Annotated in this window: 14 protein-coding genes; 4 read left to right on the forward strand and 10 right to left on the reverse strand. The window is 59.4% G+C overall.

The window, feature by feature from the left end:
- Positions 1-33 precede the first annotated feature (33 nt).
- The 7 genes from G7Y31_RS08140 to ctaC all read right to left on the reverse strand — a co-directional run bounded on the left by G7Y31_RS08140 (position 34) and on the right by ctaC (position 8,723).
- The gene (locus tag G7Y31_RS08140) at positions 34-666 is read right to left on the reverse strand and encodes a C40 family peptidase (protein ID WP_165010259.1); all 633 of its coding nucleotides are present in this window, start codon (positions 664-666) and stop codon (positions 34-36) included.
- A gap of 1,403 nt (positions 667-2,069) precedes the next feature.
- Positions 2,070-3,692, reverse strand: a complete 1,623-nt coding sequence (gene qcrB, locus G7Y31_RS08145; RefSeq protein ID WP_165010261.1) for a cytochrome bc1 complex cytochrome b subunit — start codon at positions 3,690-3,692, stop codon at positions 2,070-2,072.
- Positions 3,692-4,912 carry a cytochrome bc1 complex Rieske iron-sulfur subunit gene (qcrA, locus tag G7Y31_RS08150; RefSeq protein WP_165010263.1) on the reverse strand — a complete coding sequence of 407 codons (1,221 nt, stop codon included), beginning with the start codon at positions 4,910-4,912 and terminating at the stop codon, positions 3,692-3,694. The genes qcrB and qcrA overlap by 1 nt, the downstream gene beginning before the upstream one ends.
- A complete protein-coding gene (qcrC, locus tag G7Y31_RS08155) occupies positions 4,912-5,808 on the reverse strand; it encodes a cytochrome bc1 complex diheme cytochrome c subunit (RefSeq protein WP_165010358.1) in 897 nt (298 codons plus the stop codon). Before qcrC ends, qcrA begins: the two co-directional genes overlap by 1 nt.
- 73 nt (positions 5,809-5,881) lie before the next feature.
- Positions 5,882-6,493, reverse strand: coding sequence for an aa3-type cytochrome oxidase subunit III (ctaE, locus tag G7Y31_RS08160; RefSeq protein ID WP_459562332.1), 612 nt, complete (start codon positions 6,491-6,493; stop codon positions 5,882-5,884).
- Between the two features lie 679 nt (positions 6,494-7,172).
- Positions 7,173-7,604, reverse strand: coding sequence for an aa3-type cytochrome oxidase subunit IV (ctaF, locus tag G7Y31_RS08165; protein ID WP_165010265.1), 432 nt, complete (start codon positions 7,602-7,604; stop codon positions 7,173-7,175).
- A 30-nt stretch (positions 7,605-7,634) separates the two neighbouring features.
- On the reverse strand, positions 7,635-8,723 hold the full coding sequence (ctaC, locus tag G7Y31_RS08170; RefSeq protein ID WP_165010267.1) for an aa3-type cytochrome oxidase subunit II: 1,089 nt from the start codon (positions 8,721-8,723) through the stop codon (positions 7,635-7,637).
- 468 nt (positions 8,724-9,191) lie between these two features.
- Between ctaC and asnB the strand changes: the two genes are divergently transcribed.
- Entirely contained in the window at positions 9,192-11,114 is a 1,923-nt protein-coding gene (gene asnB, locus G7Y31_RS08175) for an asparagine synthase (glutamine-hydrolyzing) (protein ID WP_165010269.1), read from the forward strand.
- 369 nt (positions 11,115-11,483) lie between these two features.
- Here the strand turns inward: asnB and G7Y31_RS08180 are convergent, their stop codons facing one another.
- Positions 11,484-11,828 carry a HesB/IscA family protein gene (locus G7Y31_RS08180; RefSeq protein WP_165010271.1) on the reverse strand — a complete coding sequence of 115 codons (345 nt, stop codon included), beginning with the start codon at positions 11,826-11,828 and terminating at the stop codon, positions 11,484-11,486.
- A gap of 244 nt (positions 11,829-12,072) precedes the next feature.
- On the opposite strand from G7Y31_RS08180, the gene G7Y31_RS08185 reads away from it, so the two are divergent.
- Positions 12,073-12,714 carry a DUF3043 domain-containing protein gene (locus tag G7Y31_RS08185; protein WP_235923177.1) on the forward strand — a complete coding sequence of 214 codons (642 nt, stop codon included), beginning with the start codon at positions 12,073-12,075 and terminating at the stop codon, positions 12,712-12,714.
- Between the two features lie 15 nt (positions 12,715-12,729).
- Positions 12,730-13,740, forward strand: coding sequence for a nicotinate-nucleotide--dimethylbenzimidazole phosphoribosyltransferase (locus G7Y31_RS08190; RefSeq protein ID WP_165010275.1), 1,011 nt, complete (start codon positions 12,730-12,732; stop codon positions 13,738-13,740).
- A gap of 27 nt (positions 13,741-13,767) precedes the next feature.
- On the opposite strand, the gene G7Y31_RS08195 is transcribed toward G7Y31_RS08190, so the two are convergent.
- The gene (locus G7Y31_RS08195; protein ID WP_165010277.1) at positions 13,768-14,868 is read right to left on the reverse strand and encodes a branched-chain amino acid aminotransferase; all 1,101 of its coding nucleotides are present in this window, start codon (positions 14,866-14,868) and stop codon (positions 13,768-13,770) included.
- Positions 14,869-15,170: 302 nt separating this feature from the next.
- Between G7Y31_RS08195 and G7Y31_RS08200 the strand changes: the two genes are divergently transcribed.
- Positions 15,171-16,598: a leucyl aminopeptidase gene (locus G7Y31_RS08200; protein ID WP_165010279.1), complete on the forward strand. Its 1,428-nt coding sequence runs from the start codon at positions 15,171-15,173 to the stop codon at positions 16,596-16,598.
- A 23-nt stretch (positions 16,599-16,621) separates the two neighbouring features.
- On the opposite strand, the gene G7Y31_RS08205 is transcribed toward G7Y31_RS08200, so the two are convergent.
- Positions 16,622-17,029, reverse strand: coding sequence for an oxidoreductase (locus G7Y31_RS08205; RefSeq protein WP_165010281.1), 408 nt, complete (start codon positions 17,027-17,029; stop codon positions 16,622-16,624).
- Positions 17,030-17,207: the final 178 nt, after the last annotated feature.

The following is a 17,207-nucleotide window of genomic DNA, read 5'->3' on the forward strand; positions in this document are numbered from 1 at the left end:
GGAGAAGAACCGGGCGCTAGTTCGCGGGGCGAACTAGAAGCGAACTACGGAGTGGATGGGCATGTAGTGCAGCGGACGCTCACCCACGGTAGAACCGCTATTGAGGGCGTCGATGATAACGCCATTGCCGGCGTAGATGCCAACGTGGGAGGCACCACCGTAATAGGCCACGATGTCACCAGGCTGAATCTGATCCAGAGGCACGCGCTGGCCAGCAGCGGCCTGCGCCTGAGACGTACGCGGGATGGACTTACCCACCTGGGCATAAGCCCAGGAGGTCAGGCCAGAGCAGTCAAAAGAGCTAGGGCCAGCTGCACCCCAGCCGTAAGGCGCACCGATAGCGGAACGAGCGGCGGCGACCACGCGCTCACCCGCGGAGGAGCCCACAGCAGGTGCCGGAGCCGGAACAGTAACGTTCGCGGTGTAGTTGGTCTGGGCAGCACCCTGGCCAGCCAGGGAAGGAACATAAGCCTCGATGCCCGGCAGATTACGGATACCCGGGACGTTCTCTACACCCTGAATGTGCATAGAGAAATTGGTGTTGGGGATGACCACCTCAGCGCCTTGGGCAGTTGCCGGGACGGTTACTGCTGCGGTTGCAGCCAGTGCTGCGGTGGTGGCAACACGGCGGGTATTGCTGGTTGCCTGACGACGGTGCTTAGCCACGAATAAATCTCCAAATCTTCCTTCGCGCCCTGTCTCACAACTTTCCTCGATTCCGTCTTGCAGACCAGACAAGAAACGACACGAAACGAGGTTCGCAACGAGTTGGCGGCTCCCACTGATGGCCCGTCCGTGGACGAGTGCCTTGCGGGGGCCGGAACCACAATCCAACAACTTCCAGTGTTCTTCGACCGCCCTTTCTGAAGGGCCGTCTCCACCGAAGCTCACCCACGCGGGCGAGGATTGCAGTTAGGCGCTAATGTTCATTTTTCGATTGAGCGCTCATGGTCAGCGCTGCAATGTCTCAAACAGGTTACGAAATCATCACGAAGCCTGTCCACTCAGCGACCTGATCCAGTTCGTTATCTGGCCGTTATCATCCCGTGATAATTCAGAGATTCTCAGGATGTCAGTCTGAAGCTTCTTTACGCGACACCCGGAAAACCGCGACTAAGCTGCCAATATGGAATACCCGAGCGGGCCAACCAGGCCACCGCCGGACCTTAATGTCGCCTGAAGTTCTCAGCTTGTGAGCTTCAACACATTACTGTAACGTCTCCGCCGGGATAATCACACCAGCCCCAGGAACCACCTCGCAGCCTCTCGTATGGGGCACGTTGCAGCCCCCAGGCCGGACCTCCTGCCTTCGGTTGCCCGGCGGGCGGGAACCTGCGGCCAACCGCCGGGCAAGAACCTTCAGCCGACCAGCAGGCGGGAACCTTCGGACGACTGGCGGGCGCCTTCAACATTGTCAGCCCGAGTTGGCGCCTTCAACATTGTCAGCCCGAGTTGGCGCCTTTTAGTCCGGCACCTGGCCTACTACCAATAGCCCCGGCAGCTGATGGAACCCGTTGGTTCCAAGTTGGACCAACATAGTGCAGATGCTGGTTCTAGCATGCGTAGCAAACTAAACGAGCAGCTGAGCCGTCCTGGGAGTCAGTCCCCAATCTCCCGCGCAATACCTGTATATAAAACTGTCCCTCGATATATACAAGTAGCCACGAGCGCTCTGTGCGACCAGGGAAACGCAAGCGCCTGCGGGCCACCTGTATATGAAACAATCGGGCGATATATACAAGTAGAGCATATTCCGATGGCGCAGGGCGGCGCGCATTGTGAGTGCTTCCCCACGTACTGTCGCCCTCGCCTTCCCGGCACTGAGTCACCCGCTCCCGCCTACTGAGCATTAAGAAGACGTTGTCTTATCGCCCCCCCTTGACACACCTTCGAGCAGACCGATAACCCCATACCAAACTGGTGATAACAGCACTATGCCCCTTCCTCGTTGACGTTGGCGGCACGGTGATCACAAGTCAATCTGAGGCGCGCGGCAAAAGACGACACCGCCGCCGCCCCACTGTGGGGCGGCGGCGGTGCGGTGACAGTTTCAGTAAAGGGTGGACTACTTAGACGCGTCCGTTGTCCTGGTCGTCACGCCAGTTAGCCTCATTGAGACGGCGGAACATCTCGGCCTCTTCGGCCTGGTTCTCAGCGTGAATCTCGTGCACCTTATGCATCAGAGCTTCATCGTCCGGGGAGAAGATGCCCTGAGTCTCAGAGTCAGCCAGACCAAGATGGTTGAGCTGCTTCGGAACCACAGCACCGGCGTAAGGCAGCGGCACAGGGTGACCGTGCTCGTCCACAGGACCCAGCGGCTGGTGGATTTCAATGAAGGCACCATTCGGCAGCTGCTTAATCACACCGGTCTCGATACCGTGCTCCAGCACCTCGCGGTCGGAGCGCTGCAGGCCAACGCAGATCTTGTAGGTCAGGAAGTAAGCGATCGGCGGCACAACAATCAGACCGATACGGCCAACCCAGGTCATGGCGTTCAGCGAGATCTGGAAGAAGTGGGCCACGTGGTCGTTACCACCGGAAATGGTAACCAGCACGAAGAACGAGATGGCCATTGCGCCGATACCGGAGCGAACCGGAACATCGCGCGGACGCTGCAGCAAGTTGTGGTGGGCGTCGTCGCCGGTGACCTTCTTCTCGATGAAGGGGTAGGCCATCAACAGGACCACCATGGCGCCTGCAACCAACATCACCCAGAAAGCACCCGGGATGGTGTAGCCGAAGATGTAGAGCTCCCATGCGGGCATGACACGTGCCAGGCCGTCCGTCCACAGCATGTAGATATCCGGTTGAGAACCAGCGGAGACCTGGGACGGGTTGTAGGGACCAAGCAGCCAGATGGCGTTGATAGTCAGCAGACCAGACATCAGAGCCAGAACACCGGCCGTCATCAAGCCCATACCAATGGCCTTGGTGGCGAACACCGGCATAATGCGAACGCCTACAACGTTGTTCTCTGCACGACCGGGGCCGGGGAACTGAGTGTGCTTCTGGAACCACACGATGAGAACGTGAGCAGCAATCAGGGCCAGGATGATGCCCGGGATAACCAACACGTGCAGGATGTAGAAACGGTCCAGCATCAGGTCAGACGGGAAGTCGCCGTCGAAAATGGCCCAGTGCAACCAGGTACCGATCAGCGGCAGACCGAGGATGATGGCGGACATAATGCGCAGACCCACGCCGGAGAGCAGGTCGTCCGGCAGGGAGTAACCCAGGAAGCCTTCAATCATACCCAGCAGGATGAGGGTGCAGCCGATGATCCAGTTTGCCTCACGCGGACGACGGAAAGCGCCGGTGAAGAAGATGCGCAGCATGTGCGCCACCATGGACATCATGAACAGCAGGGCAGCCCAGTGGTGCATCTGGCGAACGAACAGACCACCGCGAACCTCGAAGGACAAGTCCAATGCCGATGCGTAGGCGGAGGACATCTCCACGCCGTTGAGCGGGGTGTAGGCACCGTCGTAGATCACCTTAGTGATAGACGGGTCGAAGAAGAGTGCCAGGTAGATACCGGTCAGCAGCAGGATGATGAAGCTGTACAGCGCCATCTCACCCAGCATGAAGGACCAGTGAGTCGGAAATACCTTGTTCAGCTGCGGGCGCAGAGCACCAGCGGCGCTGAAACGGCTGTCGACATTATTGCCGATCTTTGCGAGTTTAGTGCTCATTAGGATTCACGCTCCCAGAATGCAGGACCAACAGGCTCAATGAAGTTGCCCTTGGCGATGAGGTAGCCCTCTTCATCCACCGTGACCGGCAGCTGCGGAAGCGCGCGGGCAGCCGGGCCGAATACAGGCTTACCGTACTGCAGAGCATCGAACTGCGACTGGTGGCACGGGCACAGAATACGGTTGGTCTGTGCCTCATAGAGGGAGGTCGGGCAACCAATGTGCGTACAAATCTTGGAGTACGCGTAGTAGTCGCCGTAGTGGAAGTCTTCCTGACCCTCGCGCTCGATAACCTTCTTGGCATCAGAGTTACGCAGGCGGATCAGCATGACAGCGTTACGGTTGCCGTGGATGGAGTGCATGTGATTCTCATACACGTCCTTCTGCGGATCGTAGAGATCACCATCGTTGACGTCAGACTCGGCCAACGGGAATACGGTCTCCATACCGCCGGCAGCCAGATCCTCAGGACGCACGCGCACCAAACGGGTGACACCCTGGGTGGTGTAGTGCGTACCGGACTCACCGGCGTGCTTCTCAGCGATAGTACCGGTGTCACGGGCAAGATAGAGCTTGACGCCCTTTTCCACCAGAGTCCACCCGGAGGTCCACAGGGTGCCATCACCCATGTAGTTGAGCTCGTGGCGAACCTTCCACGGATTCTTAATGGCGCCACCCAACGGGGCAACCACAGTAAGACCGAAGACGACTGCCGCACCACCAAGCAAGCCCTGCAGCGCCTTGCGACGGCCCAGGGTGGACGTGCGCCAAGAGTCGTTCAGAAGGGCAGTCAGCGTGCGGCGATCCAATTCGTTGGAACCACCGTCATGACGGCGCTGTACAGAAATCTCTTCCGGCAGGATTCGCTTGACGTACTGCACAATGGCGATGCCGAAGGAAAGGATCGACAAACCAGAGAACAGGCCCAGCAGCGGGGTGTAGAAGAGGTGCCATGCCAGGCCCTCATCGCCGTGCGTCTTGAACTCCCACGGCCAGAACAGGTAGACGCCCAAGAATGCGATGCCGGAAACAATGGCAATTGTTGCCCACACGCCAACGTTGGTGGCGGCTCGCTTCTCCGCCGGGTCCCCTGCTACGGGGAAACGCTCCTTGCGGAAGGCAACAGTGACATCGTCAAGCTCTGCGCCCAGGGCGGTGAGCTCAGCATCGGTCATCTTGTTGAGCTCAGCTTCAGTGTAATTCTTATGTACGTTGCTCATTACTGACGCGATCCAATCCACATAGCGGCAGCACACAAAGCAGTGATGCCGATGATCCACATTGCGAGGCCTTCAGCGACGGGGCCGAGACCGCCGAGGTCCCAGCCTGCCGGAGAAGGAGTCTCGCCTGCAGACTTGATGAAAGCAATAATGTCCTTCTTCTCATCAGCGGTTAGCTGACGGTCAGAGAACTTAGGCATGTTCTGCGGGCCGGTGAGCATTGCCTGGTAAATCTCCTGCTCGTTGGCCGGAGCCAGCGGCGGGGCGTACTTACCGGAGGACAATGCACCACCCTTGCCGGTGAAGTTGTGGCAGGAAGCGCAGTTCATGCGGAAGAGCTCAGAACCCTTGGCCACGTCAGCAGCCTGGATCTGACCGTTGTAGTTGGCACCACGCAAGGACTCCTGCGCGATAGTGCCGTCCTCGTTATACACGATGTCTGGGCCACCGCCATTGGCAGCTACGTAAGCTGCCAAAGCCAGGGTCTGCTGCTCGGTGTAGCGCGGGGTCTTGCGCTCAGCCTGAGCGTCGTTGGACATCATCGGCATACGGCCGGAGTGCACCTGGAAGTACACGGAACCGGCACCAATACCCACCAAGGAAGGACCGCGGTCCTCGATTCCCTGCAGGTTAGCGCCGTGGCAGGTGATGCAGGCGACATCATAGATGTCCTTGCCCTCTTGGATCAGAGCTTGGTCATCCTTCTGGGCCGTTGCCACCTGAGCGTCCGGGCTCAGGGCGGACGCCAACACGCCAGCACCGGTCAAGCCAATGCTCAAGGCAAAAGCGCCCGCCAACGTGCGCTTCGCCTTGCGGCGGCGACGGGTCTTCTTGGCTGCCTCAGCCGTGGAGATGGACTCCACGGGGTTTACAGCGTTGTTCGGATTGGTATCCATCATTTTCCTTTGAAGTTACTGTTATTCGGAAATACATGGCTGTGGACCGAGAAGCTCTCGGAGGTCCTACGGCCTATTGGACGAGGTAGATGACGACGAAGACGCCGATCCAGACAACATCCACGAAGTGCCAGTAATAGGACACTGCCATCGCAGCGGTAGCTTGTGCCGGCGTGAACTTGGACTTGGAGATACGCAGCAAGATAACCATGAAGCTCAGCAAGCCTGCAGTAACGTGGGCCGCGTGGAAGCCGGTGAGAATGTAGAACACCGAGCCAAAGACGCTAGCCTGCGGGGTTACCCCGTGGTGCACCAACTCGAACCACTCGAAGGCCATGATGCCAAGGAAGACCAGGCCCAGGACCAGAGTTATCGAATACCAGAAACGCAGCTTATATACGTCACCCCTTTCAGCGGCGAAGACGCCGAACTGGGAGGTCACAGAAGACGACACCAGGACTGCGGTGATGATGAAGCCCATGGGGACGTTGATGTGCGCGGTTTGGTGCGCCCAGTCACCTTCTTGACCATTAGCACGCGAGGTGAACCACATCGCGAACAGTCCGGCGAAGAACATTAATTCCTGAGACAGGAACACAATGGTGCCGACGCTGACCATGTTGGGTCGGTTCAGCGCGGCAACACGTGGTGCTGCCATACCTTGATTTGAAACTGTGCTCGTCACGCCTATTAGTATGGCCCGTTAGCAGCCCTAAGTCATCTCAGTCCCCCCGCTTTTTGCAGGCGGTGCCCAGGTTTTTACAAGACCAATGTGTTCGAAACACCACTGACGGCCACACAAATATTCCTCAGCGCCTGACGGGAACTTTTCCCGGTTAAATCCGACTACTTATATGCGCAGGTGGGCGATTGTTTTCGCCAGTCAGCAATGCCTACACTCTCTCCACCCCCAACAAGAGACCACGGGTCGACCTCTTCCCGCAATATACCGCGCGAAAATCATATGAGAGATATATCACCACCCTACGCGTCCCATTCTCGGCCGGTTCAAACTTTCGGATGACCCCCGTATATCAACCGCTCTTGCCACCGCTACTCCCCCGGGCAATTTGGTGCACCAGCCCTTTTACCTGGACTTTTGCCTGCACCTCGGGGAACCCGAGTTGTGTACGGGCTGCTATAGGCGCTCTACGCCAGGACCCCCACCGCCACGGCCCTCCCCCGCCGCTAAAAATTTTTTGGAACTGCGGGAACTATTCGCGTCACCCATCCGACACGGGCACCATAGCTCTTCGCTGCCTACTTTAGAGACACCAAACCCCGGCCACCGCAAGGTGCCGGGGTTTGGTGTGTGGGCCAGGCGGACAGAGAGCCCAAAGGCTCTCTTCCCGAAGGCTGAAAGTTTAGTGCTTTTCCTTAGGCACACCGTACTGCAGGGACAGCTTAGTGGTGGACCACACCAGCATGGCAGCGCCGAGGACGATCAACCAGTAGTACAGGAAGATGACACCCAGGCCAAGGACGGCCACAGACATAGTCATCGCGAACGGCCAAATGGAGCCTGGGGAGAAGAAGCCCAGGATACCTGCGCCGTCCTCAGTCTCAGCCTCTTCCCAATCCTCCGGAGCCAGGTCAGTCCGGCTGTCGGTGAAGTGAAGGTAGACGCCCAGCATCACACAGAGCAGAATGGCCAAGCCCATACCGACAATGCCAACCCATTCCGGGCCGTAAAGGTAGCCGTCGTCACGAACCAGGTTTACACCGAAGATGTAGACCAGCTCGGAGACCAGAAGATAGATGGCGATTCCGTAAAAGACGTTTGCACCAGCACGCATAATTATTCTCCTTGAATCCTTGAGGTCCCTTTATGCGGCTTCTTCTTCAACGAAGTTCTGGCCGTCGCGAGTATCGCGCAGGGAGTTGAACGGCTGAGTGGTGACTGCGTACGGATCCTCACCAATGGCAGCCAGCGCCTCAGAGTTCGGGGCGTCCGGGTTAGCCAAACGGAACTGCATGTAGTCAGTGAACTTCTCCGGGGAGACGACACGAATCTCGAAGTTCATCATCGAGTGGTAGGTACCGCACATTTCCGCACAACGGCCGACAAAGGCACCTTCCTGCTCAATCTTCTCGATCTGGAAGCGGCGCTCCTGCTGGTTGTTCTCCGGGTGAGCGTAGACGTCGCGCTTAAACAGGAACTCCGGCACCCAGAAGGCGTGGGAGACGTCGCCGGAAGCGAGACGGAACTCGATCGCGGTCTGCGAAGGCAGCACCATCACAGGGATTTCCTCCGTGGAGCCCACGGTCTCAATCTTGTTGTAGTTCAAGTAGGAAAGGTCACCCATGGACTTACCGTGAATCGGGTTCGGGTACTTCATATCCTCCGGGTCAATGGCAGACTTCTCAGCCAGAGCGTGACGCTCCTCGTCGCGACCATCGTAGTCAGCACCAGTCGGGGACAGCTCGCCCGCTACGTTGGCGTAGCCGAACTTCCAGTTCCACTGGTAAGCGGTGACATCGACAGTGACCTTCGGGTCCTTATCCAGGGCCACTACCTTCTGCTGCGCCTGCACCGTAAAGAAGAACAAGCCCATGATGATGATGACCGGAACAACGGTCAGGCAAATTTCGAGCGGCACGTTGTACTGCAGCTGCTTGGGGAATTCACCCTTACCTTCCTTCTTGGCACGCTTTGCGCTCCAGCGGAAGATAGCAGTGAGGAACAGGCCCCACATCACGAAACCGATGAACCAGGCAACAACCCAGGTCCAAATCCAGAAGTTATACATCGACTCCGCCTCAGGGGTAATACCCTTAGGCCAGCCGAAACCGAGGATGTTTTCCACAGCCTCGGGTGCCTGCACATCACAGGCGGCTAGGGCGGTTGCACCTAGAGCAATAACGCCAGCTAGGCCCGCCTTGCGGGCAAAGTTGCGTTGCTTTCGCTGTCCCACGTGTGTTCTGCCTTTCTGTCCACACAAACTTCTCGAATACTCTCAGAGCATTCCTATCCATTCAGGATAGTCCATCCAGCAAGTGGCCCCACCCCGCCCCCAGAGGCAGAATCGGGCCAACTAGCACGATGGGCTGTAGTCCGTAGGGGATATTACAGTTCAACCTTGGAATTTACCCATTTGCGGCCTCCAAGCCATTAACATCACCGCTGGTACGCGTGTCTCAATTCACACGGAAAACTGTCAATACCATCCGAAAGTTTGAACCCCGCTAGGGGTCTACAGTGGCACTTGTGCCCCACCCGGCCACCAGGAACCCCGCAAGGAGATAGACGGCCTGCTGGGGAGGGCATCGGCAAGCTCAGCCCAAACTTGCCCCGCGCCGACGTTACACATTGCCAGCCAAGCGCCGTAAGGTGGGAGGGCAGACAAAAGCACCGCAACGCCACAGTCAAGGAGATTTACTAGATGTGCGGACTTCTTAGCATGCTGACCACCTCCGGCAACGCCGAGGACTACGTGCCAGCCCTCGAAGCTGCCCTACCCTGCATGCGCCACCGCGGGCCCGACGCGGCCGGAACCTGGCATGATGATGACGCCGCATTCGGTTTCAATCGCCTGGCAATCATCGATATTGAACATTCCGACCAGCCGCTTCGCTGGGGCCCTGCAGACAACCCGCAACGCTATGCCCTGACCTTCAACGGGGAAATCTATAACTACGTAGAACTGCGCGAAGAATTGCAAGCCGCCGGATATACCTTTAATACCGAAGGCGACGGCGAGCCAATTGTGGTGGGTTACCACCACTGGGGCGAAGACGTAGTCAACCACCTGCGCGGGATGTTCGGATTTGTCATCTGGGACAGCGAAACCCGCACCATGTTCGCCGCGCGCGACCAATTCGGTATTAAGCCGCTGTACTACGCCACCACGGCCGCCGGTACCGTCTTTGCATCGGAGATGAAGTGCATCCTGGAGATGGCCGACGCAATTGGTCTAGACCTGAGCCTTGATAAGCGCGCCATTGAGCATTACGTGGACCTGCAGTACGTACCCGAACCGGAGTCCCTGCACGCCAATATCCGGCGTGTGGAATCCGGATCCACCGTCACGTTGCGCCCAGGCGAGCAGGTCAGTTCGCAACGTTATTTCACGCCGCGCTTCCCCGTCCAACACGTGCCGACCGGCCAGGAACAGCAATTGTTCGACCGCATCGCTCGCGCACTGGAGGATTCGGTAGAAAAGCACATGCGCGCCGACGTTACTGTGGGCTCCTTCCTTTCCGGCGGCATTGATTCCACAGCTATCGCCGCTTTGGCTAAGCGCCACAACCCTAACCTCTTGACATTTACCACCGGGTTTGAACGGGAAGGCTACTCCGAAGTTGATGTTGCTGCTGAGTCCGCTGCGGCAATCGGCGTGGAGCACATTGTCAAAATCGTCTCCCCGGAGGAATACGCCGCGGCGATCCCGCGGATAATGTGGTACCTGGACAACCCAGTCGCAGACCCATCACTGGTGCCGCTGTACTTTGTGGCGCAGGAGGCCCGCAAGCACGTCAAGGTGGTGCTATCTGGCGAGGGAGCCGACGAGCTCTTCGGCGGCTATACGATCTATAAGGAACCGCTGTCGCTAGCTCCCTTTGACAAGGTGCCGGACCCGCTGCGCCGCGGCCTGGGCAAACTCTCCCAGGTTCTTCCGGACGGAATGAAAGGCAAGTCCCTACTCGAACGCGGCTCCATGACCATGGAAGAGCGCTACTACGGCAACGCCCGCTCCTTCAACTTTGAGCAGCTCCAGCGCGTCCTGCCGTGGGCCACGCGCGACTGGGACCACCGAGAAGTCACCGCCCCAATTTATGCCGAATCCCGGGACTTTGACCCAGTAGCGCGCATGCAGCACCTGGACTTGTTTACCTGGATGCGCGGCGACATCTTGGTCAAGGCGGACAAGATGAACATGGCCAACTCCCTGGAACTTCGCGTACCTTTCCTGGACAAGGAGGTATTCAAGGTAGCGGAGACTATCCCGCATGATCTAAAAATCTCCCACGGCACCACCAAGTACGCGCTGCGTAAGGCGATGGAGCAAATCGTTCCCCCACACGTCTTGCACCGCAAGAAGTTGGGATTCCCCGTGCCCATGCGCCACTGGCTTGCAGGCGATGAGCTCTTCAGCTGGGCCCAAGACACTATCAACGACTCCCAGACCGAAGATATTTTTAACAAACCCGAGGTCCTAGAGATGCTCAAGGAACACCGTGACGGAATCTCCGACCACTCCCGGCGCCTATGGACCGTGCTGGCGTTCATGGTCTGGCACGGGATCTTTGTCGAAGGCCGCATCGACCCCCAGATTGAGCAGCGGGACTACCCCGTGAAACTCTAGCGGCGTTTAGCAGTTTGCGGGCCTGAGGTTGCCTCCCCGAGCTTGCCTTCCGGACTTACGTCCCCGAGCTCGCCTTCCGGGCTCGCATCCTGTTTGGCCAACAGCCCCAGGCAATCTTTGTCCCGGCCCACTGCCCCGATGATCGCTACCCTTTAATCACCACATAATCACCACAGCCCGGTCTGTCTCTTCCTCTATCACTGGGAAGCAGACGGACCGGGCTTGCGGTTTCTTGGTGTTGCTTGTGGCTTTGTTATCGCACCCCCGGCCCCCGCGGTTATCGCACCACCCGGCTCCACGGGGCACCCACGGGACTGCGGTGCCCCGGGAATGGCCACACGTTTTAGTTACACCCTCTAGCTATGCGCCTTAGTTGAAGGAATCCCCACAAGCGCACGAGCCTCCGGCATTCGGATTATCAATGGTAAAGCCCTGGGACTCAATGGTGTCTGCGAAGTCAATTTTGGCGCCGGTCAAATAAGGAATGGACATCTTGTCTACCACCAGGTTAACGCCATCAATGTTGTCCACCTTGTCCCCATCCAGGGTGCGGTCGTCGAAGTACAGCTGGTAGCGCAATCCGGCGCAGCCACCAGGCTGGACAGCAATACGCAGGCTTAGGTCGGTGCGGCCTTCCTGCTCAAGCAGGGCCTTAGCCTTGGCGGCTGCGGCCTCGGTCAAAATTACGCCAGTTGCGGATGCTGGAGCGGTCATCTTGTTCTCCTTGAAGTCTTTTCCATCTGGAAGTGGGACAGCCAGGTTGCACGCGGCAAAACCTGTCAGAACCCGGCGGGCGTACCCGTAACCATTCCCACAATACGCGAAGACGCTGCGGGGGTTGCGCGGCACATGGAGGTCCACTGCACCTCGTAACGTCTCGCTCCCGTTGCTTATTCCCCGCCTCCTTCCGGGCGCCCTCATGCTGCGCCCCACCGGCGCGCCCTTGTACCCTGTACACGTGACTACATCGAGCGAAGACAAGCAAGCACAGGCTCCGCGCAAGGGTTATACCCCGCCGAAGGGTCGGCCCACCCCTACCCGCGCTGAGCAAGAAATTGCCCGTGGTGTGCGCCGCGACCCCCGCGGTATGTCGGATGCCCAGCGCTATCAGCACCGCAAGGAGCTGAAGAAGTCCATGTCCAAGCAGGAATGGAAGGAATACAAGCGGGAGGAACGCGCGGAGTCCCGTAAGCGCAACCAGGAAATCCAGGCACGGATGTCTGCGGGTGACGAGCGCTATCTGCTTCCGCGCGACAAGGGTGAGGTTCGTCGCTTTGTCCGCGACTGGGTGGACTCCCGCCGCTTTGTCAATGAGTTGGTCATGCCTGCAGCCATCGTCATGCTGGTCACGCTGTTTGTGGGCATGTACTCACCCTCATTTGCGCAGGTCTCCTCCATCGTCGCCATGGCTGTCATTGTCATTTTTGCTATCGAGGGCGTGTGGTTGGGCCGCAAGGCCAACAATGCGGTCCGTTTGAAGTTCCCCGGCACCACTGAAGCCGGTTTCGGCCTGGGGTTTTATGCGTATTCGCGCGCTTCCCAGCCTCGTAAGTGGCGTACTCCTAAGCCGCAGGTATCCCGCGGCGCGAAGGTTAGCTAGGGTCTGCGGGGCGTCATGGTTGAGTTCTTGCCGGTTCCGCTTCCCGATACCGCTGCGCGCAGCACTGTTGAGCAACAGTTGGCCTCCCATCCGCGCGGCGTTGCCTTGCAGGGCCTCGCGGCGCCAGCGCTGTGGTTGGCGGCCTGCCAGGGCCAAGCACCGGCGCAGCAGGTGCGCCACGTCCGCGCGTGCGTGTTTGTGGGCCAGCATGGTGTGGCCCATGCTCAGCTTCAGGGCACCGGTTTGTCAGCTTTTGCCCCGGAGGCCACCGCCCAGCAGGCGGAGCAGCTGCGCACACATTCCTCCCCCGCGCACACTGCCGCCCGGCTGCTGGCTGCCACTGGTTGTGAGGTAACCATTTCTGTGCAGGAATGTGCCCCCTCTGAGAGCATTGAGCTTGCCGATGCCCTCTCTTCCGCCGCCTTGGAACAAGCCCTTGAGCTGGGCACAGCGCAGGCTGACCGCGACATCGACGCGGGGGCAGATCTGCTCATCGCCGGCGATGTGGGCACTGGGAACACCACGGTAGCCGCTGCCGTGATGGGCCGATTGACGTTTACGGAACCGGTGGCCATTGTGGGCCCGGGGTCAGGAATTACTGCCGCGATGTGGAAAACCAAGGTGGCGGTGGTCCGCGATGCCATGTTCCGCACGCGCGGCATTGAGGATCCTCTGGAGATCATTCGCCGGGCTGGCGGGGCAGATGTGGCAGCATTGGTCGGCTACATTGCTCGCGCCGCTGCCCGGCGCACGCCGGTGCTCATAGATTCCCCGCTCACAGCGGTAGCGGCATTCGTGGCGCAGCGTTTGGCCCCCGGTGTCAAACACTGGCTGCTTGCTACCACTACCACGCGCGAGCCCGCGCACTCCCTGGCATTGGCAGCACTAGAGCTCAATCCGCTAGTAGACACGGTAACCACCATGGGCCAAGGCGTTGGTTCTCTAAGCACCCTGCCCTTGGTGTTCACCAGCATTGACCTGGTGGCGGAGGAATACGCGGCACTGCAACCAGCACCGCAGTCTTAAAACCCGACAGTCTTAAACCAGGCAGTGTTAAACCAGCTTGTACAGCCAGCCGTGGGTGTCTTCCACAGAACCGCGCTGAATGCCGGTAAGCCGCTCACGAAGCTCGAGTGTGGTGGCACCGGCCTCGTTGTTGTTGACATAGAAGTCCACCCCTTCGCCCATCACGTGGCCAACCGGGGTAATCACGGCGGCAGTACCGCAGGCAAAGGCTTCCACCATCGCGCCACTGGCAACGTCATCACGCCACTGCTGGTAGGTGATGCGCGCTTCCTCAACTTCCAGGCCCATATCCTGGGCTACCTGCAGCAACGAATCACGCGTAATGCCCGGAAGCAGTGAACCTGACAGTGCCGGGGTCACCAGCTTCTTCTTGTCGCCATCTTGGTAGATAAAGGCCAGGTTCATTCCGCCCATTTCCTCAATGTAGCGGCGCTCGATGGCGTCGAGCCACACCACCTGATCGCACCCCTTCTCCGCAGCTTGGGCTTGTGCCATCAGCGAGGCCGCGTAATTGCCGGCGAACTTGGCTGCGCCCGTGCCACCCGGTGCCGCGCGCACATACTCGGTCGATAGCCACACGGAAACCGGCTTGATGCCGCCACTGAAATACGCCCCCGCCGGAGAAGCGATGACCAGGTAGCGATAGGCACCTGCGGGGTGCACTCCTAGAGAGACTTCGGTGGAGATCATAAACGGGCGCAGGTACAGCGCCGCTTCTCCACCGGCAGCTGGAACCCAGTCTTTGTCCACAGCCACCAGCTGGCGCAGGGACTCCACAAAGAGCTCTTCCGGTAGCTCCGGCATGGCCAGGCGGCGGGCGGAGGCCTGCAGGCGCTGGGCGTTGGCTTCCGGCCGGAAAGTCACCACGGAGTCGTCTGCCTGACGGTAGGCCTTTATTCCTTCAAAGATGGCCTGCCCATAGTGGAATACGGTGCTGGCCGGGTCCATACTCAGCGGTGCGTAGGGCACCACTTGGGGGCTGTGCCAGCCTTTTTCTGCGGTCCAGTCGATGGTGACCATGTGGTCGGTAAAGTACTTGCCAAACCCGGGTTCAGCGAGGATCTTTTCAATCTCCTCCGGGGAGGTGCGCTGCGGGTTTTCCTGAACAGTGAGCGTCTCAGTAGCCATGCGGCCACCTTACTCCTTAACTATCGCTTGGCAGGCAACTACCCCCAACTCAGCCGCGCCGTCACGTGGGCCTGTCCCAGTCTGCCGCCCAGTCAACCGTCCTGGATAGCTGCGGGGCTAGAGTGGGTAGCCAGGCGTGCGGTCAAGACACCACTTGGCACCGTGCACGTTGCCCAATTTCACCCCAATTGAGGAGGTATTTCGTGGCTGACAACGCCCAGAATCCTAATACCGTACAGCCAGGACCCCTAGCTGGCACTGCCCCGACCGTTGAATTGCTCCCGGTACCGAAGGTGCGCGACATGGATGCAATGCTTATCACCGCCGTATGCTCTGAGGGCAAGCCGAGTTTGGATAGCTCACTGCTTACCCACGAAATCGCAGACGACGTCGCGAAATCTTTGGATGCTGTCGGCGCTACGGGCAAGGCTGGGGAGGTAACCCGGGTGCCCGCCCCGGATGCTAGTCCGGCAGCCAGCATTGTGGTTGTAGGCCTGGGCGCTGCAGAAGACGTTACTGCAGAGACCATCCGCCGCTCCTTTGGTGCAGCCGCGCGCAGTCTGGCTGGGGTGGGCACCGTGGTGGTTTCCTCTCCTGATCAGGAGTTGGGGGCTGCTGTTGAAGGCGTCATCCTCGGTGGCTATACGCACCGCGGCCTGCGAGCAGAGTCTGCCGATGCCCCCGCCAGCTTCATCTTCGTTTATAACGATGACGCAGAGTCTGCCGCCGCTGCGCAGGAGGCCTTCGCCCATGCCCGCATCACCGCAGAGGCCACCGTCACTGCCCGCGACCTGGTCAATACCCCCTCCAACCTGCTCTTCCCGCAGTCCTACGCTGACTACTTGAGTGCACTTGGTGCCGAGGTCGGCCTGGAGGTAGAGGTTGTGGATGAAGCAGCTCTAGCGGAGCAAGGATTTGGCGGCATCTTGTCGGTGGGCCAGGGTTCGGCCCGTCCGCCACGCCTGGTGCGCATGAGCTACACCCACCCGGAAGCCACCCACCGGGTGGCGTTGGTGGGCAAAGGCATCACCTTTGATACCGGTGGTATTTCCTTAAAGCCCGGTGCTGGCATGTGGGACATGATCTCTGATATGGGTGGCTCGGCTGCGGTAGCGGCTTCCATCGTTGCCGCCGCAAAGTTGGAGCTCAAGGTCAATGTCACCGCCACCATCCCGCTAGCTGAGAACATGCCCAGCGGCACTGCTACCCGCCCAGGCGATGTGATTACCCACTACGGTGGCATTACCTCCGAGGTTCTCAACACCGACGCCGAGGGCCGTCTGGTGCTTGCCGATGCCATCGCACGCGCCTGCGAGGACCAGCCAGATTACCTGATTGAAACAGCTACCCTGACCGGAGCCCAGCTAGTGGCTTTGGGTACCCGGACCGCGGGTGTGATGGGCTCGGAGGAGTTCCGTGACCGCGTGGCTGCCGTGGGTCGCAGCGTAGGTGAGAACGCTTGGGCAATGCCCCTTTTGGAGGAGCACGAGGAGTCCATCAAGTCTCCCGTTGCAGACATCCGCAATATCGATGGCAAGCGTGAAGGCGGTATGGAGTTTGCCGGAACCTACCTGAGCAAGTTCGTTGCCGATGGTGTCGAGTGGGCCCATATCGATGTCGCTGGCCCGTCCTGGAATGGCGGCGGCCCTTTCGGCTACACCCCCAAGCGCGCAACTGGTGCCCCGGTTCGCACCATTATCGCTACCCTGGCGGACATTGCCGCTAGCTAAGTCTGTCCTGCCAGAGCGCTTAGCTAGACGGCTTCCCCGGTTTCGGGGTTGCGGCCCTGGCTAAAGCGCTCGCGGCGCTGGCGCTGTTCTTCCCTGCGGCGCAGCACCCGCTCGCGTTCCATACGCTCGCGCATGCGCTGCGGGTATCCAGTTTCTTCGGCGTCAAAGACTGGGCAGCCTAAGAGTTTGGCTACGGCATCGATGCCTTTGGGTCCACCGATACGACGACGTATATAGTCGCCTTGCTCATCTACCACTACCACGGACATTTCATTGACTACCGTCTCGGGTTCAATGTAGGCCTCCACAAACTCACGCCCCTGTGCCCAGTCGCGCAGGGCGGCAGCATCTGCCTGGCGAATGGTATCCCCGGGCGCCCGGGGTGGGCGCAGCTGCGACTTGGAGGCGTTGCGGCGGAAGATATTGAACATAGGCACACAGTATATATAGGGCTTCTTCACTGCGGCAGGGCAGGGAGAACGCCGCAGTCTGGGCACGGTTCTCCCGAATTGGGGTACTAATTTGGCCCAATTGTGCACGCGCGGGGGGCTCAGGCGGTAGGATTGGGCGAAGAATTTACCAACGTCGATTTTTCGAGGAGTCTAAAAC

It is taken from the genome of Corynebacterium lizhenjunii, from assembly GCF_011038655.2.
GTDB lineage: Bacteria > Actinomycetota > Actinomycetes > Mycobacteriales > Mycobacteriaceae > Corynebacterium > Corynebacterium lizhenjunii.

Coding starts and splice junctions, on each gene's coding strand:
- qcrC (WP_165010358.1), bottom strand. CDS start 5,808: ATGGATACCAATCCGAACAACGCTGTAAACCCCGTGGAGTCCATCTCC.
- G7Y31_RS08195 (WP_165010277.1), bottom strand. CDS start 14,868: ATGGCTACTGAGACGCTCACTGTTCAGGAAAACCCGCAGCGCACCTCC.
- G7Y31_RS08205 (WP_165010281.1), bottom strand. CDS start 17,029: ATGTTCAATATCTTCCGCCGCAACGCCTCCAAGTCGCAGCTGCGCCCA.
- qcrB (WP_165010261.1), bottom strand. CDS start 3,692: ATGAGCACTAAACTCGCAAAGATCGGCAATAATGTCGACAGCCGTTTC.
- ctaF (WP_165010265.1), bottom strand. CDS start 7,604: ATGCGTGCTGGTGCAAACGTCTTTTACGGAATCGCCATCTATCTTCTG.
- G7Y31_RS08200 (WP_165010279.1), top strand. CDS start 15,171: ATGGATGCAATGCTTATCACCGCCGTATGCTCTGAGGGCAAGCCGAGT.
- qcrA (WP_165010263.1), bottom strand. CDS start 4,912: ATGAGCAACGTACATAAGAATTACACTGAAGCTGAGCTCAACAAGATG.
- G7Y31_RS08180 (WP_165010271.1), bottom strand. CDS start 11,828: ATGACCGCTCCAGCATCCGCAACTGGCGTAATTTTGACCGAGGCCGCA.
- asnB (WP_165010269.1), top strand. CDS start 9,192: ATGTGCGGACTTCTTAGCATGCTGACCACCTCCGGCAACGCCGAGGAC.
- G7Y31_RS08190 (WP_165010275.1), top strand. CDS start 12,730: ATGGTTGAGTTCTTGCCGGTTCCGCTTCCCGATACCGCTGCGCGCAGC.